The following is a 25,622-nucleotide window of genomic DNA, read 5'->3' on the forward strand; positions in this document are numbered from 1 at the left end:
GCCAGGGGTGGGGGACCCCCTTCTTTTGGTAGAGATCTGGCTTTGTCGATGCATCTTCTCTCTCCTTGGATAGAGTTTCGTCCCCTTCTAATCACCGATCTCGGCCGGGATAAGGGTTCGTTACCCTAGAATCAAGTCCCTCAGGAATATCCCTAGCCTATAAAAAGGCCCTTCGGGAAGCGCACCGGCTAGTTTCAGCCCAAGGGCGTACCGCCCAAGAGGGGGCCTAGGGCACAATCATTCGTTAACTTCTCACAACCATCATGCAAAACCAGTATCTAATCGCCGTTTTATCCAACCGCACCAGTGTTGAACAGGCTTACCAGGCCCTAAGTCGCCACAATCTACCCATGGACCAAATTTCAGTGGTGGGACCCGGCTATCGCAGCGCCGATGAGGTGAATTTAATCAATCCAGATCAAGCCGCAGGGCGGCTATCGCAGCAGCTTGCCCTCTGGGTGATTCCCTTTGGATTTTTGGCTGGTGCTGCCTTTAGTTTCCTCTCTGGACTTCAAACCTTTGCCTGGGCTGGCGAGGTGGGAAATCATCTGATCGGTGGCCTGCTGGGCGCTGCCTCGGGAGGCCTTGGATCTTGGGTCGTGGGGAAAATTACGGGCTGGACCGTGGGGAGCGGCGATGCGATCGCCTATCGAAATCGACTCAACCTAGGTCGCTACTTAATCGTTGCCCAGGGCACCGATGACCTGATCCGGCAAGCAACGAAGATTATTCAAAAATTTCAGCCGGAAAATATGCAAGGATATTCTCTTCCCAAGGCATCCTAGTCTATGGGCAGAAACCTGAACTCTCAGACATCTCCAGGTTGATAGATTTATCTCGCAGATCCCTTCACTAGAATGCGAGGGAATATCGATACAGAGAAACCACTATGGACTTAGGTGTACAGGGTAAGGTAGCCGTCATTACCGGCGGCGACTCAGGGATGGGGTTGGCAACTGCTAAAATCCTGGCGGCGGAAGGGGCCAAAATTGCCCTGATTGATAAGACTCAAGCTGATCTAGATCAGGCGATCGCCGAGGTCAGCAAAATTGGCAAAGCCATGGGCGTCTCCGCCGATCTCACCCAGCTAGATCAAGTGCAGCGGGCTCAGCAAACCATCCTGGATCACTACGGCGAAGTTCATATTCTGGTCAATGCCGCCGGAATTACCGGGGCAACAAAGCCCTTTTTAGAACTCACGGACGAAGACTGGTGGGAGACCCTGAATGTCGATCTGATGATTGCCGTGCGGGTGTGCCGAGCCTTTATCCCAGCCATGCAAGCTGCAGGCTGGGGTCGAATTGTGCTGTTCGCCTCCGAGGATGCGGTGCAGCCTTACCCGGATGAGATGCCCTATTGCGCCGCAAAAGCAGGCGTGATGAACCTGACGAAAAATCTCTCCAAGGCCTTCGCAAAGGATGGAATTTTGGTTAACTCCGTTTCTCCTGCCTACATTGCCACCCCCATGACCGATGCCATGATGGAGCAGCGGGCTCAGGAAAAAGACATCAGTTTTGATCAGGCAATCGAAACATTTTTAGATCAAAAACGCCCCCATCTGGAGCTTCATCGTCGCGGGAAAGCCCAAGAAGTTGCGGCAGTTGTGGCCTTTCTGTGCTCCCAACTCTCTAGCTTTATTGTGGGATCAAACTATCGGGTCGATGGCGGATCGGTGGCAACGATGTAGAGAGACTACAGGCCAAGGAAGCCTAGCTCAATGGGATCTACCTCAATGGGATCTACCTCAATGGGATCTACCTCAATTAGATCTACAATGGGCAAGGCACCGGAGGCATCCCCTGTGACTAGATCCCTATCCATCTAAGGAGCACGTGATGAAATTTAAAGTACCCAGCATGGTCTGTGAAGGCTGCGTAGACACCTTATCTAAGGCCCTTAAGGTTGCCGATGGAGACGCAACGGTCCACATTGATCTAGCGGAGAAAATGGTGGCGGTGGAAAGTCAGATGTCCGAAGCCTCGGTGCGTCAGGTGATCCTGGGCACAGGACATCAAATTGCTGACTAGTCAAAGCCGATGACCATTGTGATGATCATGGGCGTCTCTGGATCGGGTAAAACCACTGTGGGCCAGGCCCTAGCGCGCCAGCTTCACTGGCCCTTTGTGGACGCCGACCAGTTCCACTCCCCGCAGAACATCGCCAAGATGCGGCGGGGCCAGCCCCTCACCGATGCCGATCGCCAACCCTGGCTAGCGGATCTGCGGGCAGCGGTGATCTCCTGGCATCGTCATCGAGCATCGGTGGTCTTGGCCTGCTCTGCCCTCAAGGCCTCCTATCGGCAGCAAATCAGCCCCGAGGGAGTGCCCATTCAGTGGGTCTATCTGCAGGGCAGCTACTCCCAGATCCAAAGGCGCTTGGAACAACGACAGGTGCTGTGTCCGACTCACTTCATGGGGCCGCAACTGCTCCAAAGTCAGCTAGATTCCCTGGAAGAGCCGGAGGAAGCCCTGTTCTTGAGCATTACCCTTCCCGTTGAAGAGATGGTGCAGCGAATTCTCCGGAGTCTTCCCCAGTCGACTCCCGTCTCCTAAGGCAATGGCAGGTCCTAAAGATTGGAAAGGTCCTTGAGAATCGGAGGCTTGCATGGAGCTTGCCTCTACGATGACGGCGGCAAAAACTTTTTGCAGGCACGATAGCCACGATAGAAGGCCCGAATTTGATCCAAAATTAGGACAGGGACGCGGATCGATCTTCTCTCCAGCAGAGGCCGATACAGCCAATAGTATCCTCGCTTGATATCATCCCAGGCTTGGCACGGTTCAGGCTTCAGAAAATCTGAAATATCAACAACCAGGCCTCGCCCCTGCGCCATCATCACGTTGCGACCATGAACATCGTGGGGAAAAAGCCCCCGTTGGCGGGCAAAGACAAGGGCATTGTCAATATCAAGAATCACTTGTTCGGGGATGGACAGACCTTGGATCAAACAATCATAGAGGGTAATGCCGTGGAGTCGCTTCAAGACCAGAAAGTTAGGGGCGGCATAACAGCACTCTGAAAAGGCAGGATGGGAACCTAGGCGGCGATAGACTTCGACCTCTTGTTCCCAACCTAAGCGACCGGGCGCGTACACTTTAACGACCTGTTGCGGGTAGTCAGGGTGGGCAAAGACGGCGGCATAATTGCCAGTGCCCACGATCTGCCAGGGTGGAGGCGTATCGTAGACCACTACGGGATTGTGCGGGCTGACGCTGGCCAACTTTAGGTTGGCTAGGAACGAGTCCTGGACGGCTTGGATCAAAGACGAGAGGTCGGGGGATTTCACGGTGCCAGAGGCGAACTTTACGGTTGTGCATTCTAGGTTGATATTTCAAGCAGCACCTTGAGGACACCGCGCTCCTGGGCTTTACGAAAGGCCTCTAATCCCTGGTGCAGGGGATAGGTGGCCTGAATGAGCGCGCTCACATCCACCTGATTTTGCTCTAAAACCTGCAGGGCTTTCTGGAAGGGGCCACATCGAGACCCCACCACCGTGATTTCATCGACAACGAGGGCGGAGGCATCCAGGCTGAGCTTCCCGGCGTAGGTGCTCTTTAATACCAGCGTTCCTCGGGGACGCAAGGCCTGGCGCGCTAGGTCAAACCCCTGGGGGTTACCCGTGCAGTCAACGGCAATGTCGTAGGTGCGAGGATGTACCTGCGTTACTGGACCTGTGTCAATGCCGCGACGATCTAGAATTGCCAGCTTTTGCGGATGTCGCCCCGCCACGAACAGGTCGCACCCCGTGAGGGCAAGCACCTGAGCAATGAGCAATCCCAGTTTGCCATCGCCCACCACCAACACGCGATCGCCCCTCTCCACCGTCACCTGTTCTAGGATTTCCAGGGCGGCCGCCAGCGGCTCTGTAAAGGTGGCCGCCGCCGTTGCCACCGTGTCGGGGACTGGATGCAGGTTGCGATGGGGCAAGGTTAGATAGGAGGCAAAAGCTCCATGCCGATTGACAATTCCCAGCACGGTGCGCTGTTCGCAGTGTGAGGTCATGCCCCTGCGACAAAATTGACAATGACCACAGTAGGCATTAATTTCCCCCACCACGCGCTGTCCCAACAGCGCCGTTGGCCCCTGCTCCACCACGCCCACAAACTCGTGGCCTAAAATGCCTCGGTAGGGATAATAGCCGCGCAGCAGCTCCATATCGGTATTGCAGATCCCGGCGCAGAGCACGCGAACCAAGGCTTCCTGAGCGTGGGGCTCAGGGGTAGGAAGGTCGCTTCGAAGGCTCAGGGTTTGTTCTTCCAGCCAGAGGGCCTGCATCGCAATTTTTCCGTGAAAGAGCTGTTTATTAAAGGGTTGTTTATTAAAGGGCTAAATAGGGACGGGCTAAGGTGAACCCTGCCATGGTTTTGGCATCCAGGGGCTCCCCTGCCAGGATAGCTTGCTCTAGCGCCTGGGGGGACATCAGGACCACCTCAATATCTTCATCTTCATCCTGGGCTGGCGGATGGTCCAGGGGCTCTAGATCTGTGGCCAAATAGGCATAGATCAGCTCATCGGAATAGCCAGGAGCCAGGGGAAAGGTTCCCAGAGGAGTCCAGCGATGGCCCCGGTAGCCTGTTTCCTCCTCCAGTTCCCGCTGCACGGTGACGGCTGGATCCTCTCCCACCTCTAGGGTGCCGGCCGGAAACTCCAGAATGCGCCCCGCCAGGGCAAAGCGATATTGCTTCACCAGCACCAGTTCGCCGCTGGCAGTGATGGGCACCACCATGGCTCCCCCCGGATGGCGCACGCAGGCCCAGAGGCCCTCTGATTGGTTGGGAAGCCGGAGTCGATTGGCTTCAAAGGAGAACTTGCGAGCGCGATAGTAAAACGCTTGCTCTAACAGTTCTGGAGGTTCGCCGTAGATCGACACAATCTATCGCTCCTGAGGGTTTACACCGGAAACAATCACCCAAAAGGTTACCAGTAGTTCTCCTAACCTGGGCGATCGCCTCCTACAGGGTTAACGACTGCGGGTTATTTTCAATCAGATCCGCCAGATCCTTCAAGAAAGCAGCGGCATCGGCTCCGTAGATAATCCGATGGTCGCAGGTGATGGTGACCTTCATCTGGGTCTTCACCCCTAACAGGCCATCGGCCTGGGCGACCACCGTGGGCCGAGCTGCCGCCACCGCTAAAATGGTGCCCTGGCCTGGCGGCAAAATGGCGTCAAAGGTGTCCACCCCAAACATTCCAAGATTAGAAAGCGTAAAGGTGCCGGTGCTGTATTCGTCGGGCTGAAGCTGCTTTGCTCGGGCGCGGCTGACCAAATCCTTCCAACTGCGAGACAGGGAATAGAGATCCACCTGGTCGGCCTGCTGCAGAACCGGCGTAATCAATCCTCCATCGGGCATGGCCACGGCCACCGCAATATTAATGGATCCGTTGTAGTGGGTGCCCTGGTCGGTATAGCCGGCATTCACCACGGGATGCTTTTGCAGGGTCACCGCCACTGCCTTGGCCAGCAGCGCCGTCATGGTCACGCCCTTGGATTTGACCTGCTGGTAAAGCTGATCCAGTGCGTCCGTCACAATTGCGTAGCTTACGTGGAAGGTGGGCACCTGTAGACTGGCCATCATGTTGCGCACCACGGCCTGCTGCAGAGTATTGAAGGCGGCCACCTCTCCGGGCTGAACGGGCGGCGGGGCGGCGGGTGCCGCCGCCGGACTGGGGGCAGGCGGAGCGACGGCGGCGGCGCTGGTGGGCTGGCCCGCTGCTGACTCCACATCTTGAGCGGTAATGCGCCCGTGGGGACCACTCCCTTGTACGGTGCTCAGATCCACCTTGAACTGTTTGGCCAGCTTCTTGGCCCGAGGGGAAGCAATCAAACGTCCACTGGACGGCATTGCTGCGGTCGCGCCCCCGCCATTTTGCTGGGCGGTGGTGGGTTGAGGCGCGGGAGCAGGGGCAGTGGGCGCGGGGGCAGTGGGCGCGGGGGCAGTGGGCGTGGGGGTAGCGGCGGCGGCGGGCGCGGATTGGGCCTGCTGCTTGGCTGCCTCAATTTCAGCTTCGGTTTCCGCAATCAGGGCAATGGTGGCTCCCACGGGGGCAGATTCTCCCGCTCCCACGGTCACAGCGGCAAGATATCCCTCATAAAAGGCTTCGACATCCATATCCGCCTTGTCGGATTCAACCACCAGGATGGTTTCTCCCTTCTCGACCTTGTCTCCGGCAGATTTTTCCCAGGAGACAATTTTTCCTTCAGTCATGGTGGAACTGAGGGCAGGCATGAACACTTCACGAATCATGGAGCACTATTTCCGAAAACGCAGAGATGAATGGGGCGAGCGTTGCCCCTGAAGGGAAACGTCAGTTAATTATCCTACCAAGGATGGGGAATAGGCGGGGAAGAGCCTCTCTAGAGGGAAATGATCAGATAGGAATCTTGAAACTTTGCCCCCTTGACCCGTTTTCCTCTCAAGGTTGGCGGCAGATCAATGTTGCGCCGCTGGTCTCCGGCCTCAATAGTCAGTTCTGGGCCGTATTGTGTCAGCTTGACCTGGGCCTTGGTAAAACCGGGCAAAAAGGCCTTCACCTGCCGCTGAACTTCATCAATGATCAGCGGACGCGGCGCAGCCTTCACCTCCTCTGCAAAGTGGGGTAGAGCGGCCACCAGGGCGGCATCGTTGGCGGCCTGTATCTGGGGCATGGGATGAATGGGCAGTGGCGAAAATCCGCTGCCCAGAGCATGATCTTCGCGGCTCGGCATTAAGATCACTCCCCCCACCGTCAGGTTGACCTGCTGAGCCCCCCCCCAGAGCCACTGGGCGGTTTGTTGGGCAACCGGATCGGCTGTGGTGACTAAATAGGCTGAAACGCGGGTTGGGTCGGCAATGGCCCGCTGTCCCTGCTCGAGGATGCCATCCACCTGATTCATCGGTTGGGAAAAATTATTCCCAAACAGATCGGCGCTACTGAGCACGGTGGCCGCAATGGGCTGCAAAAGCGGCATGACGGTGCGGGCAAAGTCGGATTCATCGAAAACCTTTTTAAATCGACGGGCATACCACCCGCCCACTTCTGGAATTCCGAACATGCGCAGGGTGGCTTGACTGTCGGACCCATCAAACACAATGGCGTCGTAGCGATCGCTGGCGTCCATATTTTTCAGCCAGTAGAGAATCAGCGCATCGCCCATTCCAGGCAAAATTCCCAGCTCCTGCCCAAACACCGATGTCAGAAAAGGGGTCCGAAGATACTGCGCCTCTAGGGCCTTTGCCTCTTCCCAGCTCTGGGACAGCAGGCTTGCCGCCTGCAGCTGCACCCCATCCAGGTGTGGCTCTATGGGTTGGGGATCCATGCCCATGGCCTCCAGGCCGAGCTGCGATCGCAAGGCTAGCCCCAGGTCTTGGCTGGCAAGCAGCACCCGCTTACCCTGGTGCGCCATGGATCGGGCTGCAGCTAGGGCAACGGTGGTGCGGCCCGTGCCGCCTTTGCCGAGGAAGGAGAGAATAAATGCCATGGTTTCCGTGCTTTCAGTGCCAACGCGGCTGTGATTTGAATATCTCAGATTCTAAGGGTATTCCCCTCTGGATGCATCGCCATCCGCAGATGCTCCAGGGATGGGCATCGGGGGGGTAGGATTGGGGGTTGGCACTCCCTTGGCCGCTGATTTAGGGGCCTACTGCACCACTTCTAGCTCATCTTCAAAAAACCAGGTGCTTGAGTTATCTCCAAACCCAACCTCGGCTCCCACACCGCTGCCATCGGTCATCTTATAGCCCAAGATGGTGCCCACCTGGCCTAGCTTTTCGGCAACGTCCTCTGAAACGCGATCGCGAATCCGACACACCCTTACCTTTTGTCCCACGTCCATAAACTACGGCTCTCCAATCCAACAATCACTGCACGACACGCAAAGAATGGCAACCGCATTCACGGGTCTAGGAGCTTTCTAAAGCAGCCCACTTAGACCCAGGTTTACCGTTTCTCAGTTTATCAGCAGAGCGTCCCATTCTTGACAGCGCTGCGATTCAAGCTCGGATTGTCCTGGATTGAGCCGCGATCCGTTACAAGATTTAATTGCCGCGATCCGGTCCGCAAGGGCGAAAATGTTACAATGCGTTACAACAAACCTCACTTGCTGATCCCATGAAGTCTTTGGTTAAGCCACCGCCTCCTACCACCGTGCCTGAATTTGATGTGCATGGGGATGTGCATGGGTCTGGGGATCACCGGGAAGACCTCCAGGAGATGCCCAGGGTTTTGCCCCAAAAACCCTCCGAGGAAGACACCCTGTTAGAACGCTACGACCCAGACAAAATTCGGGAAACCTACCGCGACCAGCGCCGCAAGAGCGTACGCCGCTGGTACGACATTACCCGCCCTCTGCTGGCCTTGTTTTGGGGACGCTGGTGGGATAAAAAGCGGGGAAAGGAGAAAGAAAACGAGCATTTGCGAGCGGTGCAGCTGCGGGAAACCCTGACCCATCTTGGTCCGGCCTTTATTAAAATTGGTCAGGCCCTTTCAACCCGGCCTGATATCCTCCAGGGTGCCTATCTCGACGAGTTAGCCAAACTCCAAGATCAGCTCCCACCCTTCCCCAATGAGGTGGCCTATCGCTTCATTGAAGAAGAACTCGGCGCTCCTCCGGAGCATCTGTTTGCCGAAATTTCCGACCACCCGATTGCCGCCGCTTCTCTGGGTCAGGTTTACCGGGGAAAGCTCCACAGTGGCGAAACCGTGGCGATTAAGGTGCAGCGGCCTGGATTGGCTGAGCAAATCGCCCTGGATATTTTCTTGCTGCGGGGATTGGCGGTCTGGATTCAAAATACGTTTTACGACAGCATCCGCACCGACATTGTTGGCATCCTGGATGAGTTTGCTGGGCGGCTGTTTGAGGAAATGGACTATACCCAGGAGGGCCGTAACGCAGAGCGCTTTAACCAGCTCTATGGACAGCTGCGCAACATCTATGTCCCCCGGATTTATTGGGACTATACCCATACTCGGGTCTTGACCATGGAGTGGATCACAGGGACCAAGCTGAGCTCCCCCCAAAGGATTCTCGAACAAGGGATCAATGCAAGCGAGCTGATTGATTCGGGCATTCAGTGTTCCCTGCGACAGCTTCTAGAGCATGGGTTTTTCCACGCTGACCCCCACCCAGGCAACTTGCTGGCTATGCCCAATGGCAAGCTGGCCTATTTAGACTTTGGAATGATGAGTGAAATTAGCGTTCAGCAACGCTACAGCCTCATTAACGCCATTGTGCACATCGTGAACCGTGAGTTCGATGCCCTGGCTCAGGACTACGTCAAGCTGGGGTTCCTGACCCCAGAGGTGGACCTGACCCCGATTATTCCGGCCTTGAGCCAGGTCTTTAATAATGCCCTGGGAGCCAGCGTTGCGGAGCTGAACATTAACAGCATTTTTGAGCAGCTCTCGGACATTATGTACGAGTATCCCTTCCGGGTGCCGGCCTACTATGCCCTCATTGTGCGATCGTTGCTGTCCATGGAGGGCATTGCCATCGGCGTTGACCCAGATTTTAAGGTGCTCAGTGCTGCCTATCCCTACGTGGCCAAGCGATTGCTCACCGATTCCTCGCCAGAGCTGCGCGAGAGTCTGCGGGATCTGCTCCTTAAGGATGGCAGTTTTCGCTGGAATCGATTGGAGAATCTGCTGCGGAACGCTCAGAACATTCAAGACTACGATCTTGGCGCCACCCTGAATCAGGCCATGGATTTTCTGTTCTCGGAGCGGGGAGAGTTTATCCGCGATCGCATTGCCGAGGAGCTGATTAAGGTTCTTGATCAGGTGGGATATCGAGCCGTGTCTAATTTTCTAGAGCAGTTTCCCCTTCCCCTCCCCGCGCTTCAGAGTCCCATCGCTGAGCATTCGGGTCACCCCTCCTCGCAACCGGCGGGCATGAAGACCCAAGACATGGATCACCTGAAGAGAATTTGGAAACTCCTGCAGGACACGCCTGGATTTGACGCCATGAAGCTGCTCAATGCCTTTATGCAGGTGATGAACCGGCCTGAAACCCAGCGCCTGGGCCAGCGCGTGGCCAGCGGTCTAGCCCAAAAGGCCATTGCTCGCTTGGTGCGGGAATGGCTGGCCCCCGACCCGGTGGAATCGACGCCGACGGCCCATCGCCTCCTGCCGCCCGCCACCTAGGATGTCCCTTCTCGCCAGATCTGTCCCTCAGCCGCTGGAGATGGGCTAAGGAGATCCTTGTCAGGGCGTTGTTTGACCGAACAATTACCGGGTTGATTTTATGGAAGTGATTTTACGGAAGCCCCAATGCCCCCTGAACTGACTTGTCTGATGATTTTGGCCCTCTGGAGCCTGGTGCTCAATCATCTCCCGGCGATCGCCCGCATTGCCAAGGGGGGAGTAGCCTGGGGATTGGGCAACCGCGAAAGCTTGCCTGAAACAGCCTCCTGGGTTGGACGAGCCGACCGCGCCCAGCGCAACCACCACGATAACTTGCCCCTGATTGCCATTGTCTTGATCACCGCCGTGGTGACCGGTCAGCGCGATCAGGTGACCCAGATTGCGGCCCTGGTGATTTTAATTGCCCGCCTTGCCCATGGACTATTTTATCTAGCGGGCATTGGCCTCTTGCGATCTGGGGCCTATGCGATCTCCATCGCGGCCCTCTTGACGGTGGTGTGGCGGCTATGGACCTAGGGGGATCGGGGCTGTTTGATCGAGGTGGCCAAGAGATTCAGATCCCCTTGTCGTCGGTTCTGAGGGCTGGGGTGATCCCTCCCAGGGACGCAGCAGGATGAGCAGGATCAGGCCCAGGCCCAGCAGCCCCATCCCGACCAGCATCCAGGGCTGGCGCAGTAAATCCTGCGCACTGAAGCTGCGAGCCTGGGTCAGCTGCTTTGCCCTTGTCAGCAACTTCACCTGACTCAGACGCAGAATGGGCTCAAGCTGGTGGCGCAGCTTTTCGAAGGGGCTACTCACCGCTGTTTGGGGCACCTCTTCTGGATCTTGCGTGGGTAGGGCAGGCCGAGTTTGGGGCCAGCGAATCATTTCCAGCTCCTGCACCATGTCGGCCTCAATGGGAGATTTATCCCCATAGGTGAGGCCCAAGCGCCGCTGGGCCTGTTGACATTGACGATAGGTTTGCTCCGTCAACACCGTGCCTTGCTTCGTAATCTGGGCAAAGGCGATGGCATATTGCTGGAGCTTTTGGTGATATTCCCGATGGGGCTTAAACACCTCCACCTCGATCTGCTCGGCTTCCAAGGTCGACAGTCCCAGGGTTTCCTTGAGCACATCCAGGACCGTGCGATGGGCCGGAGGCAGCTGACCGCGCCGGTTCAGGCGGTCCACTTCTCGCCGGTAGCGCAGTAGAGGGCTGTGGGTGGGGGCCGTGGCAATCTGAATCAGGCCAATACTGCGATCGCCATAAATGGAGGGCGTGAGCGCGGGGGAGGCCTGACGCACGCGGTACTTGGCATATTCATGCCACTCTCGCACTGAAATGTGCCCATCGCTATTGAGGTCTGCCATCCCCGTCTGGAGTCCCTCCACCAGATAAAACGTGTAGGCGGACATCTCCTCGCTCCCCTTATCGACCTCCGGGGGATGGCTAAAGGCTGAGGAGGTTAAGATGGTTCGCTTTGGCCCTCCGAGCTGCTTGGCAATTTGCCCTGGCCCGAGCAAAGACCCCTGGGCCACCCCAGCCCCAGAGGGCTGTAGTGCGCAGTCGAGAATCACCAACTGCTGTTCAGAGTGACTCGAACGCATCACGTCGTCTAAAAAATCCGTGGTGATGACAGTGGATCGAATCACACGTCCTTGATCGCTACTGCGCGTAATTCCGGTGGCCAGGGAAAACTTGCCCTGCTCGTCAACGATGGCTCCGTAACCGGAAAAGTAAAGCAGCGCCAAATGATCAGACTCCCGGTTGGCAAAGAGCCCTTCGATCGCTTCGGCCATGGCCTGGGGATCCGGATTGATCAAAACCTGCACCTGGTCAAATCCTCCCATGTCCGGATGCTCCAGCACCGATTGAATGGCTGCCACATCCTGCAGCACCCCCGGCAGGGGATTAAATCCTTCCCCGTAGTCGCTCACGCCAATGACAAGCGCCACCTTTTGTTGAGAGGCCGGAATCAGGGCGGCGGCGGGAGACAGATCCAGCGCCGATTGCTCCTGCCGGAGTGCCAAGGCTCTCTCTTGAGCGGGATCAGAGTCTGGTATGGCCCCCTGGAACTCTGAGGTCGCCGGGTCTTGTGCCCCATGGAGATTGCTCAAATCCGGTTCTACCGCATAGAAAAAGTTCAGCGCAACCCCCTTATAGAGCAACAGGCGACAGCGGGCGTAGCTGCTTGAAGGTAGCTTCACCCCCTGCTGGGCAGGACGGTAGTCCAGGGTATCGGGAATGGCAACCCGAGCCAGGTCCACAGCCACCTGGGTGGTATCCAGCGAGTCCACCGGGCCTTTCTCTAAGCAATGAAAAATAGTTTCCAGGGATTCCCCGTCAAGGACGCCGCTACAGTGATAGCAGACGAAGTAGGGAAAGGAAGATCGCCCCACCTCAGTGGGGATGTCGTCTTGATACATCCAGCCAAACAGGGTGTGCTCCGGCGAAACCTGGTGAAGATAAGCAGCGCGATAGCCGGGCAGAAACGATCGATCGGCATCCCAATGCTGATGCACCACATCTTCCACAAAGGCTTGCTTAACGTTGGCTGGCACCTGACGACTGGCCACCACCCGACATCCCATTCCGGGAAAGCTAGCGTATAGGAGCTGACCGACGGTAAGGGACATAACTGGCTCTGAACAACAAGGGGATATCAAAACTCAAGCCGCTGACCCGGAGCCCCCGGCGGACCTGACCCAGAGTCAGGGCGCAGGGGCAGCCGTACCTCGGCACGGCATCACAGCTATCAGAGGCAATTATACTGTGCGAGAAAAATCCATTAAATTGCTTTTCAGTAAATATTGCAGATCCCCTCCCCCTGCGGCCCGCTCTCCCGAGCCCAAAATCAGTAGTTCCAAAGATGTTGCCGGAATAGGGAAATCAGGCGGAAGCAGGACAGCGGTTCTGATCCCTCTGGCCTCACTGGCCTCATGCTCAGGAAAACCCAACGCTTGCTTTATAGTTTTTGAAGAGAACTGTTGCAATCCCAATAATCAATGCCCCCGGCGAGTTTTTCCCCCATGTCGCTGCCAGCAATTCAGCGCCAAATTATAGAAACGGCTGACCGGCCGCTAGAACGAGCGATCGCCCTTCCGGCTGCCGCCTACACCGATCCCGACTTTTACGCCTGGGAGGTGGACCATTGGCTCAAGCAGCAGTGGCTCTGTGTGGGTCACGTCGCTCAAATTCCCCAGGTGGGCGACTACCGTAATCTAGAGCTTTTGGGGGAACGTTTGGTGATCCTTCGCGATGAAGCCGATAGCGTGCGGGTTCTCTCGCGGGTGTGTGTCCACCGGGGAATGGATGTGATGCCGCCAGAGTTTGCGCACGCCTCCCAGGGGAACTGTCGCACGTTGGTGTGCCCCTACCACCATTGGAGCTATCGCCTGGACGGTGGCCTCAAGGCTGCGCCAGAAATGCACCGGCACTCCGACTTTGCCCTCCAGAACCTGGGTCTTCCCCAGGTGCGAACCGAGGTTTGGGAAGGATTTATTTTTATCACCTTTGATCTCGATCTCGATCCTGTGGAAACGCAATACGCAGATTTAAAACCCTTTCTAGGCCCACAGGCCATGGCTGAACTGGATCTGGTGGTGAGTTTGGACTGGGACTGCCCGTTCAACTGGAAGGTGCTGGTGGAAAACTTCATGGAGTCCTACCATCACTTGGGCGCCCACCATCGCACCTTTGAGCCCTTGATGCCAGCGGCCCGCACCTGGACAGAAGTTCAGCTCCGCAATGTGATTGTGGGCCATTTACCCATTGCCGATCGCGTCTTGGCGGACGCCGCTGCCCGTGAAGCCCTGTTTCCCTTTAGTTTAAGCCCCCACCTGGCCCCCCCGGATCTGCGGGAGTACAGGGTTTGCCTCGGGGTTCCGACGTTTTTGCTCTTTATTGGTCCTGATCGCGTGTATTGGTATCAGGTGCAGCCCCAAGGGCCGGATCGCATGAAATTAACCACCACAATGCTCGTCCGTCCGGAGAGCAAGGCCCTGGATCACTATGACAGTGCGATCCAAAGCGCGATCGCCGGCCTGCAGGAATTTCATCGGGAGGATCTGGAAATGTGCAGTGCTGTCCAGGCTGGATTGAACAGCAGCTTCTATCGCCCCGGTCCCTTGAGCCACCTGGAAATGCCAGTGTGGCAGTTTCAGCAATATCTTGCGGCGCAAATCCGCACCTTCAGCTTTTAAGCACCTTCAGCTTTTAAACTGAACGTGGCCAATCTTGGAGAGGAGTGCCCGGTGAGTCAGCGCAAAATTCTGTACCTAGCTAATCCCTATGGATTTTCAACGCAACAGCGTCACTTACTGCTGCCGCCCTTGAGGCAGGCCCTTGAGGATCTAGGAGCGCAGGTCTGGGAACCCTTTGAGCGCAATAATCAAATGGACCTGGCGACTCCAGGGTGGGCCTACCGCGTCGCCCAAGCCGATCGGCAAGATGTGGAGAACAGCGATGGAATTTTTGCGGTGGTGAACGGCACCCCTCCCGATGAGGGGGTGATGGTGGAACTGGGCATGGCCATGGCTCTCCACAAAGCCGTATTCCTGTTCCGCGACGACTTTCGCCGCTGCACGGACAGTGAAGACTATCCCCTGAACCTCATGATCTTTGCAGCCCTGCCGGAAACGGGCTGGCAGCGGTATTACTACACCGAGGTGAGCGATCTGGCCAACCCGCAAAAGGCCTTAGTCCCCTGGCTGCAGGCGTAACGGGAAGATCCGGCGATCGCCTAGAGACAGTCTAAAATCTCGACAATTCCTGCATAGACCTGGGCCAGTTCTGCCGGAGTGATACAAAACGGCGGCAACAGGTACAGCACGTTTCCAAGGGGACGCAGCAGCAGCCCCCGATCCAGGGCTTTTTGTCGAATCACCAGCCCGACTTGATTGAGGTACCCTGGCGCTTGAGGATTGACCACATCCAAGGCGGCCACAGTTCCCGTCACCCGTATTTTTTCACAGCGCGGATGGGATTGCAGCGGCTGCAAATGGTGCAGATGGATCGCTTCCATGGCCTGAAATTTGGGTTCGTTTTCCCGCATCAGCTCCAGTCCTGCCAGTGCCGCGGCGCATCCCAGGGGGTTGGCCGTGTAGCTATGGCCGTGGTAAAGCGTTTTCAGGGGGTCGTGGCTGTAAAAGGCCTGGTAGATTTGTTCGGTACAAACGGTGACCGCAAAGGGCAAAAACCCACCGGTAATCCCCTTGGACAAACAGATGATATCCGGGGCAACCCCGGCGCGATCGCTGGCAAACCAGGCACCCGTGCGCCCGAAACCGGTCATCACCTCATCAAAAATCAGCAGCACTTGAGCGTGATCGGCCAATTGCCGCAGGGCCTGGAGAAACGAGGCCCGACACATCTGCATGCCCCCAGCGCCCTGGATCAAGGGCTCAATAATCACCCCCGCGTACTGCCCTGTTGCCAGCTGGGCCTGGATTTTAGCGAGAACCTCAGCGTCTCGCTGATCTGCGGCTTCATCCCCAACATAGGTTCCTGGAAAGGGTACAAACTCCACCTCAAACAGCAGATCGGCAAAGCGAGCCGTAAACACCGAGCGATCGCCCACGGCCATTGCCCCAAAGGTATCTCCGTGGTAAGCACCGCTAAAGGCTAAAAACCGCGATCGCGGCTGGCCGCAATTGGCCCAATATTGGTAGGCCATCTTCAGTCCCACCTCCACCGCCGTGGATCCGTTGTCGGAGAAAAAGACCCGACTGAGATCGCCGGGCAGATGCTGAACCAGGCGCTCGGCCAACTGCTCTGCGGGGTCATGGGTAAAGCCGGAAAAAATGACCTGCTCCAGGGTCTGGGCCTGGGTGGCGATCGCTGCAGCAATTTTAGGGTGGGCATGGCCGTGGTTATTCACCCACCAGCTAGAAATACAGTCAATAATTTTGCGTCCGTCCTCCAGTTCAAGCCAAACGCCCTGGGCAGATTTGACCTTAAGTGGTGCCGGGGCGGTTTTGACCTGGGTGTAGGGGGGCCAAATGTTAGGATGCATCAATTCAGTCCGAGCAATAAAAATCAGGCACAAGACCGCTAGTTTAGCGGTTACTGCTGCCGGATCTCAATCCAGTCTTTCCCTCGGAAACCCTCGCAGGCGGATTTGCCTGGGCGGTAGCAAAAAAGTCGCGTCGAGGGTGGAGGGCCAAACGATGGGTGACGGCGCTAGGGGAAGGGGGCGAGTCCTCAATCCCCGAGAGAACCTGAAGGCTGTGCAGGCCAATAGCCTGAACCCACGGCATTGAATGTCCTGGATTTGGTATCGTGAATAGCGATTTTGGCTCGTTAACTTCAGTACACTAAACTCCTATCCTGATTCACCCCTGCCTCAAGTCGGGGTGACCGTTTATGGAGGTATTCTGAATGGTTGCGAGTGCATGGGTGGCGGATCGACGGGCTGAATGGACCCCCCTCAATTCTCAGACAGAATATGAATCAGATTTAGAGCGTTTTCTAGATATTCTCAAGCTCCTTATCCGAGAACCTGCCGTTGTGGGATGTGAAGATTCCTTCTTTAGAGTCCTCAGCCGGGAGTTAGAGGAAGCCGGAGCGACGGTGCAGTATTACCAGGGGGTGCTGGTGGCCCAAGGGAGCCGTCCCCATGACCTTATCCTCTCTGCCCATATTGATCGCCATGGATTGCTCTGCACCGGTCCCAACGAGTTTCAGTATGCCGCCTTCATTTCTGGCAATCAAAGCGAACTCAACGGAGATTCTGTCTCCGAACAAATGCTAAAAACGATTGAGCACCGCTTCCAAAACCAGCGCGTTCAAGCCCATCTTCCCTACACGGGCACCTACCTTGGCCAAGGCTTGATCACCAAGTCCTATATCTGTGCAGAACGGCGCAACTTAATCTTTGAAGTGGATGGCCTGGAGTTTCTGCAACCGGGCACCCCCATTGCTTTTTTAGACCGACTCCGGACAGAAGCGGGATACATTTCAGCGCAGCTTGATAATGTGATCAGCGCAGCGCTCTTGGTCTATCTGTTTCAAAATGGCTTTGAAGGCACGGCCCTGTTCACGGCCCAGGAGGAGGCTGGACGGAGTTGGCGGTATGCTCTCTCTTGGTTTCAAAGACATCAAATCTCAACCCAGCGCTTGATTGTTTTAGATACCAGTCCCTATCCGACCCGCGAAGCCGCCGATGCCCAGCAGGTCGTTCTGCGAAATCGCGATGCCAGCGGATCCTTTGCCCCGGACATGACCCGCGAACTCGTGGATCGGTGTCAGCAGCTTGATATTCATTACAGTTTTAAAGATATTTACATCGAAGAGCAAAATCGTACCCGTCCTCGCCCCTACTCCCTGGGCCGGACCGAATTGGGCAAACTCGTGACTGCCACATCGGGGATGATTAATGGTACAACTCTCCAAATTCCCACAACGGACTATCACACTCCCAACGAAACGGCCTCTCTCTCCTCGGTGGATGCTGTGATCCGTCTATTGATGTCCTATGTGACTGACCTGCAGAGCTGGTAAGGCCACCCCTGCTCCGATCAAAGGGGTTATTGGGTTTTCGGCTGTGTCCCGATGCCTAACCTGGCTTTGCCTGGATCCCCAGAGTCAGGTCCCCTCGAGGGGTTGACCCTAAAGATGACCCGATCCTCAGATCACGAAGCTAAAGGCATTGTTGCCCAGATTGGTCGGTGGGATCTGGCTTAATACCCCAATGAGTTCCTTGCCTTGGGAGGAAAGATAGTAAATCGCTGTTCCCGAGGGTAAGCCGCCCGTGCTCGACCCCAGCAGGTAATCATCCGGCTGCCCGTGAAGCTGAATGCGATCGCCGGCCTGGGCGTTAAAATCTAAAATCAAGGCGTAATCGGTGACTCCAAGCGTTTTAACTTGACCATCCTGATAATAAGCGCCGTTGCGATCGCCCAGCTGAAACAGATCGGGACCCGCATTCCCCGTCAGCTGGTCAATTTCTCCCTGCCCCACCCAGGGTTGACTGGCACTGGGTTGAACCCCCATCAAGACATCCGGGCCACCGCCCCCCTTCAGCACATCATTCCCCCTGCCGCCGACTAATATGTCGGCACCGCTGTCCCCAAATAAGCGATCTTGACCCCCATCCCCCCATAGTTTGTCTGGCCCAATGCCTCCTCTGAGCACATCATTGCCAGCGAGTCCGCGAAGAGTATTGGCTGCCGCATCTCCCAAGAGGGTGTCTGGGCGTGGGGTTCCAAGGATTATGGAGCTTGGGGGATCCTCGCCATCGGGTCGATAGACCCCTGGATTCGGATCGCCCACTGCCAGCACGAGAGTCCAATAATGCTGAAACTGGACCTGTCCAGGATCTGATTTCAGAAAGTAATACCCGACCCCCAGGTGTTGTGCCCTCGGGGCTAAGATCGAGTCCCTGCCCTGTTGGCTGCCCATCCAGCGAGAGAAAACCTGATCAGCGGCATTTGATACGCCTGCCAGCAAGGCCCAGATCTGGCTGGGACGATAGCTAGTGTCCTTCACCTGATCGAGAATGGTTTCGCCGGATCCGGGATCGGTCAGGTCAAAGAAATCACCCACTGCCATGCGCCTAGAAAATTGATCAGCGGCGGTGTCTATCTTTTGACTCAGGAGAACCGGAGCCAGTCCGGCTTGCCTGCGCGCCTGATTCACGCGGTTCAACAGAGCTTGGTCGAATTGATCTCTTGCGGCGATCGCCATAGTTGCACATTCTCCTTCCCCTCGGATTGTCCAGGGAATTCTACGATTATCTAGGGAATTATCAGGAGGTGATGAAACTCGTAAAAATCTTAACAAGCTGCTTCCCTTCTAGAAAAATCACTGGGCCGGACTGTCATTTTCTTACTGAGTTTCCTAGAACTCTAGGAGAATCTGCTTGAACTCCATATCGCTCTTTAATCACTGTCATCAGAACACTGGGGATAGGGAGGTAAGCTTTGGGGCCTCTCGGGCTTGTCCTGTGTCCGCCCCAAAAACTGCTTGCGATTAAACACTGTTCAGAGTGCTGCTCCTTACGACGTTCCGTTATCCCGCAAGCGATCCGCGAGGGAATTCAGAACGATTCAACCCGGTTTAACCAGATATTTGTTGAACTCGTTAAAAAGCGAGGCATTTTGTTTGAACCAGAACTAATGCAGCAGTATGGCGGCGCGATCGCCCTGGTTAAGCAAGCAAAATTAGGCGCACAACTAGCCCTGCGGGGGAAGCTGTCTCCTTTCCCCAGCCAGATTAAGAATGCTGACACCTTTCGACAAGCACTAGACAAGGCAAGTAAACCATGAAATATTCCTACTATCCAGGGTGCAGTCTACATTCCACTGCCAAAGAGTTCGATTTATCCACCCAGGCCGTCATGGAGGCCCTGGGAATTGAATTAGAAGAACTTCAGGACTGGTCTTGCTGCGGGGGCTCAGTGGCAGGTAGCGTCTCCCATGAGGTGGGGATGGCCTTGTCAGCACGCAATGTAGTACTGGCCCAACAGCAAAAAAATGATCTTCTAGCAGCCTGTTCAGGATGCTACAACAAGTCAGCTAGGGCCGCAAACGCTCTCGGGAATGAAAAAGAGCGCCGTAAAATTGAACCCATCCTAGAAGACATGGGACTCTCTATTCCCGATCATCCGATTCAAGTGCGAAATATTGTGGATGTCCTGGCCAATGACCTCGACCTGGCCCATCACATTAAAACCCCACTCACGGGGCTAAGAGTTGTTTGTTACTACGGATGTCTACTGACCCGTCCTGCAGATATCACGGGATGGGACTCCCCCCGGTTTCCCATGGCCATGGACCGCATCGCGCAAATTTGCGGGGCAGAGGTGGCGGATTTTCATTCCAAGACCAAATGCTGCGGTGGGCCAATCTTGGTTCCCCAGGAAGCAGTGGCGCTGGAACTCACCAAACAGATTCTAGACGAGGCCCAGGCACTGGAGGCAGACTGTATTGTCCTGGCTTGTCCGCTATGCTCAACCAATTTGGAATTGCGGCAGCCCGATATTGAGGTGAAATACCGCAAGGACTATAAGCTACCAGTCATTTACATCACTGAACTGATCGGATTGGCCTTAGGGATTCAACCCATCCATTTGGGTCTGGACAAGCATCTCGTTTCTACCCAGCCCCTTTTAAAAAAGCTTAAACGTTGAAGTCCGGCCTTAGCGAGATTAAGGCCCCCTAGACTTTGCTCTTCCCAGGTTTGGGGATGATCCTGCTTGACTCCATTTTAAAGTTTAGTTTATGGCTTTATAATTATATAATGAGATGTCTGTAAAAATGTTCGGCATGGGAAAAGCAAACAGAATGAAGCAAGGGAACAGTCACTGGGCCTCCATCGCTTCTGTCAAGGTAGCTCAGCACAGAGGCCCGGTCCATGGCTAACATTGTGGTAATCGGGGCGGGTCTTGCAGGGATGCCAGCGGTTTATGAACTCCGCCACGCTCTGCCGTCTCGACATTCAGTGACACTCATCTGCGATCAGCCAAAGTTTACCTTCATTCCGGGGCTAATTCAGGTGGCCTTGGGCTTAAAACCCTTGGATCAGCTTCAGGAGGATTTAGCGCCCCTGGCGCAGCGACAAAAACTAAACTGGGTCGGAGAAAAGGTGATCTCCCTTGACCCCATCCATCGGCAAATCACCGTGGCAAGTCGCCAGATTGTTCCCTATGACTATCTGGTCATTGCCACGGGTGCCTCCCTAGCCTTTGATCTCGTTCCCGGTCTTGGCCCTGAGAGGGGCTTTACCCATTCCGTCTGTAAGCCGAATCATGCTGTCGAAGCCTGTCAGGCTTGGTCAGAGTTTCTAGCCCATCCGGGTCCCCTCGTGATTGGAGCAGCTCCTGGGGCCGGATGCTTCGGACCAGCCTATGAATTTGCCCTCCTTGCTGATCACGAGCTTCGCCGCCACGGAATTCGAGACCAGGTCCCGATGACCTTGATCACGCCTGAGCCCTACGTGGGACATCTGGGAGTCTCTGGCCTTAGTCATTCCCAGTCCCTGACGACAAGCCTTTTAGAGCATCACAACATTGCCATCGTAGACAATGCGGCAATCACCTCGGTTGCGCCCCACCAGATTATTTTGGCCGATGGACGCACTTATGCCTTTTCCTATGCCATGATTTTGCCGGCCTTTCGAGGTGCGGCCTTTCTTCGAACGGTGCCTGGATTGACCAACGAGCAAGGATTTATTCCCGTTTTACCCAGCCAGCGCCATCCCCGTTTTCCTGAAATTTATGCCGCAGGGGTCGTCACCCATGTCGAGCAACCTGAAAAAAACCTTGTTCCCATTGGTATTCCTAAAACAGGGCAAATGGCAGAATCGATGGCCATTGCAGCAGCCCACAATATTTGCGTTGACCTGGGCGTGCTACGGGATTGTCTGAAGGTCCCTACTCTGGATGCGCTCTGTTTTGCAGAATTTGGCCCCACGGGCATTGCCTACATCGCCGCTCCTGTCCTACCTGATCCTAAAACCGGCAAGCGCAATCGTTCTTACGCTTTACAGGGAGCCTGGGTGGTGTGGGTCAAGGCCATGTTTGAGAAATATTTCATGGCTAAAATTCGTTGGGGAATTGGGATGCCCTGGTATGAAAAATTGGGTCTTTGGATCTTCTTTGGGTTGAGACTGCAGCGGGATCTTACCGAGGCCGAACAAGTGTTATCCCCTTCCAGCCCTTACCAGGCAAGCGAAGTCTCCTCCAAAACCTAATTCTTCCAAAAGCACTTGATACATCCAAGCCATCCTTTTATGAACCGTCTCCCCTCCCCCCCCAAAGGCCAAAACTATTTTGAGGAAGCAGCGTTTAGACATCTTGCGGAACGATTTAAGCTCCTCGGAGAACCGAGTCGGTTACAAATCCTTGCGGCTCTGTGTCAACAGGAACGGAAGGTGAGTGATATTTGTGAATATACGGGATTGCAGCAGGCGAATGTCTCCAGGCATTTGAGTATCCTCAAAATTGCCAATATTGTTGCCTGTCGCAAGGTTGGTATTTGTCATTACTACCGAATTATCGACCAGGATTTATTGGCCCTCTGCCATCAATCCTTCGCGAACTGTGAACACCTTAAGGGACAAAATCTTCAGTGGGAGGATCGTGATGTTTAGGCGAGTACAAAGTCTTCTCTTCGGACTGCTGGTGGTAGCCAGTGCTTGGTTCATGAGCAGTGGCCTATTCCGCCCAGCGATCGCCCTTGCTCCATCGGAGAGTCTAGCCCAGGCGGTGCAAGAAATTGAGCAGTTGGATGTCCTTCGCAGTGGTTTGGCTGCAACCCTAAAAGATGCCACAGAACCTCCCACACCCGAAACCATGCAGGAGGTCTGTAAACCGGTGGGGATGAAGGCCAAACAGATCAGCCAGGAGCATGGCTGGCAGGTGAAACAAATCTCCCGCCAGTACCGAAATCCTGAGCACGCGCCCACCCTGCTGGCCGAAAAAAAAGCGCTGGCCAAATTCAGGGCAAACCCCGACCTGATGGGGTTCTGGGAGCCCGAGACCGTTGCAGATCAGTCCGGCACCCGTTACTATCGCCGCATCAACGTCGAGGCAAGTTGTCTGGCCTGTCATGGCAGCAAGGACAGTCACCCCCAGTTTATTCAAGATCGTTATCCCCAGGACTTGGCCTTTGGCTTTCAAGAGGGGGACTTGAGGGGGATGTACGCAGTCTTTATGCCCGATCTTGAGCCCAATCGAGTTCCCGCATATACAGGAGTTGCCAACTGATGGTGTTGACTCAATCGGCAAGGCGATCGCCCTTGCAAGTTCTGATGATGGCACTCCTGATGTTGCTGATCGGTTTAGGACTCGCGGTCCCGGTAAGTCCCCAGGCCCATGCGGCCATTCGATCCTTTGAAGAACAACCGGGTCAATGGCTTTACCAGTCTCGCAGCACCCTACAAGCTGCTGGCGGACAGCAATGGCAAGCCATCGCCTATAAGCGGGTTACCCCCCTAGGTGCTCTTAGTATTCAGTTAAGATTGGTAGGCTTTCCTGGCGCTGCGTCTATTTTGCGGGATCATCCCCTGCTACTCAAGCAACCCCAGGGTGAAACTCTGATCGCCCAAGATACCTCTGCCACTCTATTTTCCGAGTCCGATCAACCAGAACCCTATGTGGGGCAATATGATCTTCTGCCGATTGTGGCCGACCTCCGTCCAGAACTCCCCCTGGAACTGGAACTTGCTACCCAAACCGGAGAAATCTTAACCTTGCCCATTCCAGCTTTTGTCATTCAAGAGTGGCAGGATTTATTGGCTGCGTAGCCCTTACCCGATGGTTTCAATTCCCGATGGAAATTTTGCCCCAGGTTCAATGGCTGAAGTTCTTGCCAGCAGGGCTTAAATCATGCAACGATCCAAGTAGGAGTTATTCTCATTTATACTGCATCAGGAGCAGGGAATGATGACACTGCTAGATTTGGAGATTGGACAGATCGCTTCGGTGCATGAAATCCTTCGAGATTACCAGAATCAGAATTTGATTACCCGGCTAGAGGCCTTGGGGATTATTCCTGAGAAACCCATTCAAATTCTACGCAAAGCCATCCTGGGGGGGCCCTTACATTTACGAATTGGGAGTACCACGGAGGTGGCGATGCGCCGCAGTGAGGCTCAACACATTTTGGTCACCTTAGATGGTTAAGAATGGTCAAGCATTGCCAACCCAGACCCATCCGTGCCCAAGGATCCGATGTGACCCGACGGATTGCTTTTATCGGTCATCCCAATACGGGTAAGTCAACCTTCTTTAATCGAGTCACGAAGGCAAATTCGGCCATTGCGAACTGGCCCGGCTTAACCATCGACCTCCAGGTTGCGGTGGTTAAACTAGATCAAGAGGTGGTCGAATGTGTGGATTTACCGGGAATTTACGACCTTAACAGCTATTCCGATGATGAGCGGGTGGTTTGCCATTTTTTAGAGCGCAATGCCGTCAACTTAGTGGTAGTGGTGCTGAATGCCACCCAAATCGACCGCCAATTCGGCCTACTCCTGCAAATTAAAGCCCTGGGATTGCCGGCGATCGCCATCTTAAACTGTGCTGACGAAGCGAAACGCTATGGCGTGCAGGTTGATGCCCGCACCTTGAGCAAACGGGTCGGGGTGCCGATTTATCCCATCAGCGCCAAGTATGGCGAGGGCTGTCACCTTGCCTTGCAAGGCATTACACAAAGCGTTCAAAAACAAACCGTCGCCTATCAGGTTTCTCATCTCCGCCAGGGCCTCGCTGAACAAAATCTTCAAGCAGCAGAGGTTGCAGCCATGCTTCAGGGAGTGGTGAACATGCCCTCTGTTACGGCCAAAACCTTTACCCACACAATTGATGGGATTCTCCTGCATCCCCTTTGGGGAATGCCCATCTTTTTCGCCTCCATGTTTGGAATTTTCAGGTTAATTTGGAGCGTGGGCTTACCCAGTGCAGATGTCGTTGATGCCGTGACTGGCTGGCTGCAACGGGTCCTATGGGAGCCCCTCCTTTCTCCACTGCCCGTGGTGCTGCATGATTTGCTGCTCGATGGGGTATGGACCGGTTTTGCTGCGCTGATCTCCTTTGTGCCGTTAGTGGCAATTTTTTTCATGATCATGAGCTGCTTAGAGGGAAGCGGCTACCTCTCGCGGGCCGCCTATCTCATGGATGCGCTGATGGGACGGTTGGGCTTGGATGGACGAACCTTTGTGCTGCAAATGATGGGCTTTGGTTGTAATGTCCCTGCAATCATGGGAACCCGGATAATGCGCAGTCGGAGTATGCGGCTTTTGGCCATGCTGGTGATTCCCTTTTCTCTGTGTTCGGCAAGGCTACAGGTTTTTATCTTTATTTTGGCGGCAGTTCTGCCCGGTTATCAGGGAGCGATCGCCCTATTTCTCCTCTACATCGTGAGCTTCGTGACGGCGTTTACCGTGGCAGCTCTTTTGAGTCGCCTAAAATACTTTGAAGTTCGCGATCCCTTCGTCCTGGAACTTCCCCCCTACCGATGGCCCACCCTTCGCCAGATTGTTCTCAGAGTTTGGGGCGAGATGAAGGAATTTGTGCTGCGTCTCTCCCTCTTCATGGTCATTGGCAGTAGTCTCATTTGGTTTTTAACTGCCTTTCCCCGAGGAAGTGTGGGGCTAGACAGCTGGGCAGGACAGTTTGGCAGCCTCTTCCAACCCTTCATGACCCCCCTGGGACTCAATCCCTTGCTGACGGTGTCTCTGGTGTTTGGATTTGTGGCAAAGGAAGTTCAAATCGCCGCTCTGAGCGTTCTCTATGGACTCAGCAATGCGGCTACCACGCAAGAATTGGGGACAAGTCTTACCTTTTCGCAGGGGTTTAGCTATTGTCTGTTCAGCCTGATTTATCTGCCCTGTCTTACAACCCTTGGGGCGATTTGGAGAGAATCTAAATCCATCCGCTACACGCTATTAACCATTGCTATCCCTCTCTGTACGGCATGGATTGCCAGCTTTTTATTTTATCAGGGGGGTGTGACCAAGATTTGATGTGAGTCATCAGACCTGATATTCTTTAGGGGTAGGCTTCTGTTGGAGGAGATTGGGT

General features: G+C 55.2%; 28 protein-coding genes. 17 read left to right on the forward strand and 11 right to left on the reverse strand.

The window, feature by feature from the left end; translation table 11 throughout:
• Window positions 1–263 precede the first annotated feature (263 nt).
• Together QQ91_RS06235 and QQ91_RS06240 are read left to right on the forward strand one after the other, a co-directional pair.
• Complete coding sequence (locus QQ91_RS06235) at window positions 264–785, forward strand: hypothetical protein (RefSeq protein WP_166281154.1); 522 nt, start codon at window positions 264–266, stop codon at window positions 783–785.
• A gap of 104 nt (window positions 786–889) precedes the next feature.
• Complete coding sequence (locus QQ91_RS06240) at window positions 890–1,687, forward strand: SDR family NAD(P)-dependent oxidoreductase (protein WP_166281156.1); 798 nt, start codon at window positions 890–892, stop codon at window positions 1,685–1,687.
• 5 nt (window positions 1,688–1,692) lie between these two features.
• Here QQ91_RS06240 and QQ91_RS21610 read toward each other — a convergent pair whose 3' ends face one another.
• Window positions 1,693–1,821, reverse strand: a complete 129-nt coding sequence (locus tag QQ91_RS21610; RefSeq protein WP_284707160.1) for a hypothetical protein — start codon at window positions 1,819–1,821, stop codon at window positions 1,693–1,695.
• Between the two features lie 14 nt (window positions 1,822–1,835).
• On the opposite strand from QQ91_RS21610, the gene QQ91_RS06245 reads away from it, so the two are divergent.
• Together QQ91_RS06245 and QQ91_RS06250 are read left to right on the forward strand one after the other, a co-directional pair.
• Complete coding sequence (locus QQ91_RS06245; protein ID WP_166281158.1) at window positions 1,836–2,027, forward strand: heavy-metal-associated domain-containing protein; 192 nt, start codon at window positions 1,836–1,838, stop codon at window positions 2,025–2,027.
• A gap of 9 nt (window positions 2,028–2,036) precedes the next feature.
• A complete protein-coding gene (locus tag QQ91_RS06250) occupies window positions 2,037–2,552 on the forward strand; it encodes a gluconokinase (protein WP_236096095.1) in 516 nt (171 codons plus the stop codon).
• Window positions 2,553–2,617: 65 nt separating this feature from the next.
• On the opposite strand, the gene QQ91_RS06255 is transcribed toward QQ91_RS06250, so the two are convergent.
• The 6 genes from QQ91_RS06255 to petP all read right to left on the reverse strand — a co-directional run bounded on the left by QQ91_RS06255 (window position 2,618) and on the right by petP (window position 7,813).
• Window positions 2,618–3,286 (reverse strand): serine/threonine protein kinase, encoded by a 669-nt coding sequence (locus QQ91_RS06255; protein WP_166281160.1) that lies wholly within the window; start codon window positions 3,284–3,286, stop codon window positions 2,618–2,620.
• Window positions 3,287–3,318: 32 nt separating this feature from the next.
• Window positions 3,319–4,275 (reverse strand): MDR/zinc-dependent alcohol dehydrogenase-like family protein, encoded by a 957-nt coding sequence (locus tag QQ91_RS06260; RefSeq protein ID WP_166281162.1) that lies wholly within the window; start codon window positions 4,273–4,275, stop codon window positions 3,319–3,321.
• A 43-nt stretch (window positions 4,276–4,318) separates the two neighbouring features.
• Window positions 4,319–4,870 carry an NUDIX hydrolase gene (locus QQ91_RS06265; protein WP_166281164.1) on the reverse strand — a complete coding sequence of 184 codons (552 nt, stop codon included), beginning with the start codon at window positions 4,868–4,870 and terminating at the stop codon, window positions 4,319–4,321.
• A gap of 82 nt (window positions 4,871–4,952) precedes the next feature.
• Window positions 4,953–6,245 carry a dihydrolipoamide acetyltransferase family protein gene (locus QQ91_RS06270; RefSeq protein WP_166281166.1) on the reverse strand — a complete coding sequence of 431 codons (1,293 nt, stop codon included), beginning with the start codon at window positions 6,243–6,245 and terminating at the stop codon, window positions 4,953–4,955.
• A 110-nt stretch (window positions 6,246–6,355) separates the two neighbouring features.
• A complete protein-coding gene (locus tag QQ91_RS06275) occupies window positions 6,356–7,459 on the reverse strand; it encodes a Get3/ArsA fold putative tail anchor-mediating ATPase NosAFP (RefSeq protein WP_166281168.1) in 1,104 nt (367 codons plus the stop codon).
• Between the two features lie 159 nt (window positions 7,460–7,618).
• Window positions 7,619–7,813, reverse strand: a complete 195-nt coding sequence (gene petP / locus QQ91_RS06280) for a cytochrome b6f subunit PetP (protein WP_166281170.1) — start codon at window positions 7,811–7,813, stop codon at window positions 7,619–7,621.
• A gap of 275 nt (window positions 7,814–8,088) precedes the next feature.
• On the opposite strand from petP, the gene QQ91_RS06285 reads away from it, so the two are divergent.
• Together QQ91_RS06285 and QQ91_RS06290 are read left to right on the forward strand one after the other, a co-directional pair.
• Entirely contained in the window at window positions 8,089–10,119 is a 2,031-nt protein-coding gene (locus QQ91_RS06285) for an ABC1 kinase family protein (protein ID WP_166281172.1), read from the forward strand.
• Window positions 10,120–10,245: 126 nt separating this feature from the next.
• Entirely contained in the window at window positions 10,246–10,635 is a 390-nt protein-coding gene (locus QQ91_RS06290; RefSeq protein WP_166281174.1) for an MAPEG family protein, read from the forward strand.
• On the opposite strand, the gene QQ91_RS06295 is transcribed toward QQ91_RS06290, so the two are convergent.
• Complete coding sequence (locus tag QQ91_RS06295) at window positions 10,624–12,735, reverse strand: caspase family protein (RefSeq protein ID WP_166281176.1); 2,112 nt, start codon at window positions 12,733–12,735, stop codon at window positions 10,624–10,626. The two genes, QQ91_RS06290 and QQ91_RS06295, sit on opposite strands and share 12 nt — an antisense overlap.
• Before the next feature lie 393 nt (window positions 12,736–13,128).
• Here QQ91_RS06295 and QQ91_RS06300 point away from each other — a divergent pair, with 393 nt between their 5' ends.
• A complete protein-coding gene (locus QQ91_RS06300) occupies window positions 13,129–14,301 on the forward strand; it encodes an aromatic ring-hydroxylating oxygenase subunit alpha (RefSeq protein WP_166281178.1) in 1,173 nt (390 codons plus the stop codon).
• Between the two features lie 51 nt (window positions 14,302–14,352).
• Window positions 14,353–14,820, forward strand: a complete 468-nt coding sequence (locus tag QQ91_RS06305; RefSeq protein ID WP_166281180.1) for a nucleoside 2-deoxyribosyltransferase — start codon at window positions 14,353–14,355, stop codon at window positions 14,818–14,820.
• A gap of 20 nt (window positions 14,821–14,840) precedes the next feature.
• Here QQ91_RS06305 and bioA read toward each other — a convergent pair whose 3' ends face one another.
• Window positions 14,841–16,112, reverse strand: coding sequence for an adenosylmethionine--8-amino-7-oxononanoate transaminase (gene bioA / locus QQ91_RS06310; protein WP_166281182.1), 1,272 nt, complete (start codon window positions 16,110–16,112; stop codon window positions 14,841–14,843).
• Window positions 16,113–16,155: 43 nt separating this feature from the next.
• Window positions 16,156–16,356 (reverse strand): hypothetical protein, encoded by a 201-nt coding sequence (locus tag QQ91_RS06315; RefSeq protein WP_166281184.1) that lies wholly within the window; start codon window positions 16,354–16,356, stop codon window positions 16,156–16,158.
• A 121-nt stretch (window positions 16,357–16,477) separates the two neighbouring features.
• Between QQ91_RS06315 and QQ91_RS06320 the strand changes: the two genes are divergently transcribed.
• Window positions 16,478–17,599, forward strand: coding sequence for a zinc-binding metallopeptidase family protein (locus tag QQ91_RS06320; RefSeq protein ID WP_166281186.1), 1,122 nt, complete (start codon window positions 16,478–16,480; stop codon window positions 17,597–17,599).
• A 126-nt stretch (window positions 17,600–17,725) separates the two neighbouring features.
• Here the strand turns inward: QQ91_RS06320 and QQ91_RS21615 are convergent, their stop codons facing one another.
• Complete coding sequence (locus QQ91_RS21615; RefSeq protein WP_284707161.1) at window positions 17,726–18,784, reverse strand: CAP domain-containing protein; 1,059 nt, start codon at window positions 18,782–18,784, stop codon at window positions 17,726–17,728.
• Window positions 18,785–19,020: 236 nt separating this feature from the next.
• Between QQ91_RS21615 and QQ91_RS06335 the strand changes: the two genes are divergently transcribed.
• The 8 genes from QQ91_RS06335 (at window position 19,021) to feoB (ending at window position 25,564) form a co-directional block, all read left to right on the forward strand.
• On the forward strand, window positions 19,021–19,365 hold the full coding sequence (locus tag QQ91_RS06335; RefSeq protein WP_201277359.1) for a hypothetical protein: 345 nt from the start codon (window positions 19,021–19,023) through the stop codon (window positions 19,363–19,365).
• Entirely contained in the window at window positions 19,362–20,228 is an 867-nt protein-coding gene (locus QQ91_RS06340; protein ID WP_166281188.1) for a CoB--CoM heterodisulfide reductase iron-sulfur subunit B family protein, read from the forward strand. The genes QQ91_RS06335 and QQ91_RS06340 overlap by 4 nt, the downstream gene beginning before the upstream one ends.
• A gap of 224 nt (window positions 20,229–20,452) precedes the next feature.
• Window positions 20,453–21,790 (forward strand): NAD(P)/FAD-dependent oxidoreductase, encoded by a 1,338-nt coding sequence (locus tag QQ91_RS06345; protein WP_166281190.1) that lies wholly within the window; start codon window positions 20,453–20,455, stop codon window positions 21,788–21,790.
• Window positions 21,791–21,829: 39 nt separating this feature from the next.
• Window positions 21,830–22,189 (forward strand): ArsR/SmtB family transcription factor, encoded by a 360-nt coding sequence (locus QQ91_RS06350; protein ID WP_166281192.1) that lies wholly within the window; start codon window positions 21,830–21,832, stop codon window positions 22,187–22,189.
• The gene (locus QQ91_RS06355; RefSeq protein ID WP_166281194.1) at window positions 22,182–22,805 is read left to right on the forward strand and encodes a Tll0287-like domain-containing protein; all 624 of its coding nucleotides are present in this window, start codon (window positions 22,182–22,184) and stop codon (window positions 22,803–22,805) included. The genes QQ91_RS06350 and QQ91_RS06355 overlap by 8 nt, the downstream gene beginning before the upstream one ends.
• On the forward strand, window positions 22,805–23,344 hold the full coding sequence (locus QQ91_RS06360) for a DUF3122 domain-containing protein (RefSeq protein WP_166281196.1): 540 nt from the start codon (window positions 22,805–22,807) through the stop codon (window positions 23,342–23,344). The genes QQ91_RS06355 and QQ91_RS06360 overlap by 1 nt, the downstream gene beginning before the upstream one ends.
• Window positions 23,345–23,480: 136 nt before the next feature.
• A complete protein-coding gene (locus QQ91_RS06365; protein WP_236096096.1) occupies window positions 23,481–23,723 on the forward strand; it encodes a FeoA family protein in 243 nt (80 codons plus the stop codon).
• A gap of 2 nt (window positions 23,724–23,725) precedes the next feature.
• Complete coding sequence (feoB, locus tag QQ91_RS06370) at window positions 23,726–25,564, forward strand: ferrous iron transport protein B (RefSeq protein ID WP_166281198.1); 1,839 nt, start codon at window positions 23,726–23,728, stop codon at window positions 25,562–25,564.
• Window positions 25,565–25,622: the final 58 nt, after the last annotated feature.

This window comes from Lyngbya confervoides BDU141951 (genome assembly GCF_000817775.3).
Lineage (GTDB): Bacteria > Cyanobacteriota > Cyanobacteriia > Thermosynechococcales > Thermosynechococcaceae > Lyngbya > Lyngbya confervoides.

Coding starts and splice junctions, on each gene's coding strand:
- QQ91_RS06235 (WP_166281154.1), top strand. CDS start 264: ATGCAAAACCAGTATCTAATCGCCGTTTTATCCAACCGCACCAGTGTT.
- QQ91_RS06240 (WP_166281156.1), top strand. CDS start 890: ATGGACTTAGGTGTACAGGGTAAGGTAGCCGTCATTACCGGCGGCGAC.
- QQ91_RS21610 (WP_284707160.1), bottom strand. CDS start 1,821: ATGGATAGGGATCTAGTCACAGGGGATGCCTCCGGTGCCTTGCCCATT.
- QQ91_RS06245 (WP_166281158.1), top strand. CDS start 1,836: ATGAAATTTAAAGTACCCAGCATGGTCTGTGAAGGCTGCGTAGACACC.
- QQ91_RS06250 (WP_236096095.1), top strand. CDS start 2,037: ATGACCATTGTGATGATCATGGGCGTCTCTGGATCGGGTAAAACCACT.
- QQ91_RS06260 (WP_166281162.1), bottom strand. CDS start 4,275: ATGCAGGCCCTCTGGCTGGAAGAACAAACCCTGAGCCTTCGAAGCGAC.
- QQ91_RS06270 (WP_166281166.1), bottom strand. CDS start 6,245: ATGATTCGTGAAGTGTTCATGCCTGCCCTCAGTTCCACCATGACTGAA.
- QQ91_RS06275 (WP_166281168.1), bottom strand. CDS start 7,459: ATGGCATTTATTCTCTCCTTCCTCGGCAAAGGCGGCACGGGCCGCACC.
- petP (WP_166281170.1), bottom strand. CDS start 7,813: ATGGACGTGGGACAAAAGGTAAGGGTGTGTCGGATTCGCGATCGCGTT.
- QQ91_RS06285 (WP_166281172.1), top strand. CDS start 8,089: ATGAAGTCTTTGGTTAAGCCACCGCCTCCTACCACCGTGCCTGAATTT.
- QQ91_RS06290 (WP_166281174.1), top strand. CDS start 10,246: ATGCCCCCTGAACTGACTTGTCTGATGATTTTGGCCCTCTGGAGCCTG.
- QQ91_RS06295 (WP_166281176.1), bottom strand. CDS start 12,735: ATGTCCCTTACCGTCGGTCAGCTCCTATACGCTAGCTTTCCCGGAATG.
- QQ91_RS06300 (WP_166281178.1), top strand. CDS start 13,129: ATGTCGCTGCCAGCAATTCAGCGCCAAATTATAGAAACGGCTGACCGG.
- bioA (WP_166281182.1), bottom strand. CDS start 16,112: ATGCATCCTAACATTTGGCCCCCCTACACCCAGGTCAAAACCGCCCCG.
- QQ91_RS06315 (WP_166281184.1), bottom strand. CDS start 16,356: ATGCCGTGGGTTCAGGCTATTGGCCTGCACAGCCTTCAGGTTCTCTCG.
- QQ91_RS06320 (WP_166281186.1), top strand. CDS start 16,478: ATGGTTGCGAGTGCATGGGTGGCGGATCGACGGGCTGAATGGACCCCC.
- QQ91_RS21615 (WP_284707161.1), bottom strand. CDS start 18,784: ATGGCGATCGCCGCAAGAGATCAATTCGACCAAGCTCTGTTGAACCGC.
- QQ91_RS06340 (WP_166281188.1), top strand. CDS start 19,362: ATGAAATATTCCTACTATCCAGGGTGCAGTCTACATTCCACTGCCAAA.
- QQ91_RS06345 (WP_166281190.1), top strand. CDS start 20,453: ATGGCTAACATTGTGGTAATCGGGGCGGGTCTTGCAGGGATGCCAGCG.
- QQ91_RS06350 (WP_166281192.1), top strand. CDS start 21,830: ATGAACCGTCTCCCCTCCCCCCCCAAAGGCCAAAACTATTTTGAGGAA.
- QQ91_RS06355 (WP_166281194.1), top strand. CDS start 22,182: ATGTTTAGGCGAGTACAAAGTCTTCTCTTCGGACTGCTGGTGGTAGCC.
- QQ91_RS06360 (WP_166281196.1), top strand. CDS start 22,805: ATGGTGTTGACTCAATCGGCAAGGCGATCGCCCTTGCAAGTTCTGATG.
- QQ91_RS06365 (WP_236096096.1), top strand. CDS start 23,481: ATGATGACACTGCTAGATTTGGAGATTGGACAGATCGCTTCGGTGCAT.
- feoB (WP_166281198.1), top strand. CDS start 23,726: ATGGTCAAGCATTGCCAACCCAGACCCATCCGTGCCCAAGGATCCGAT.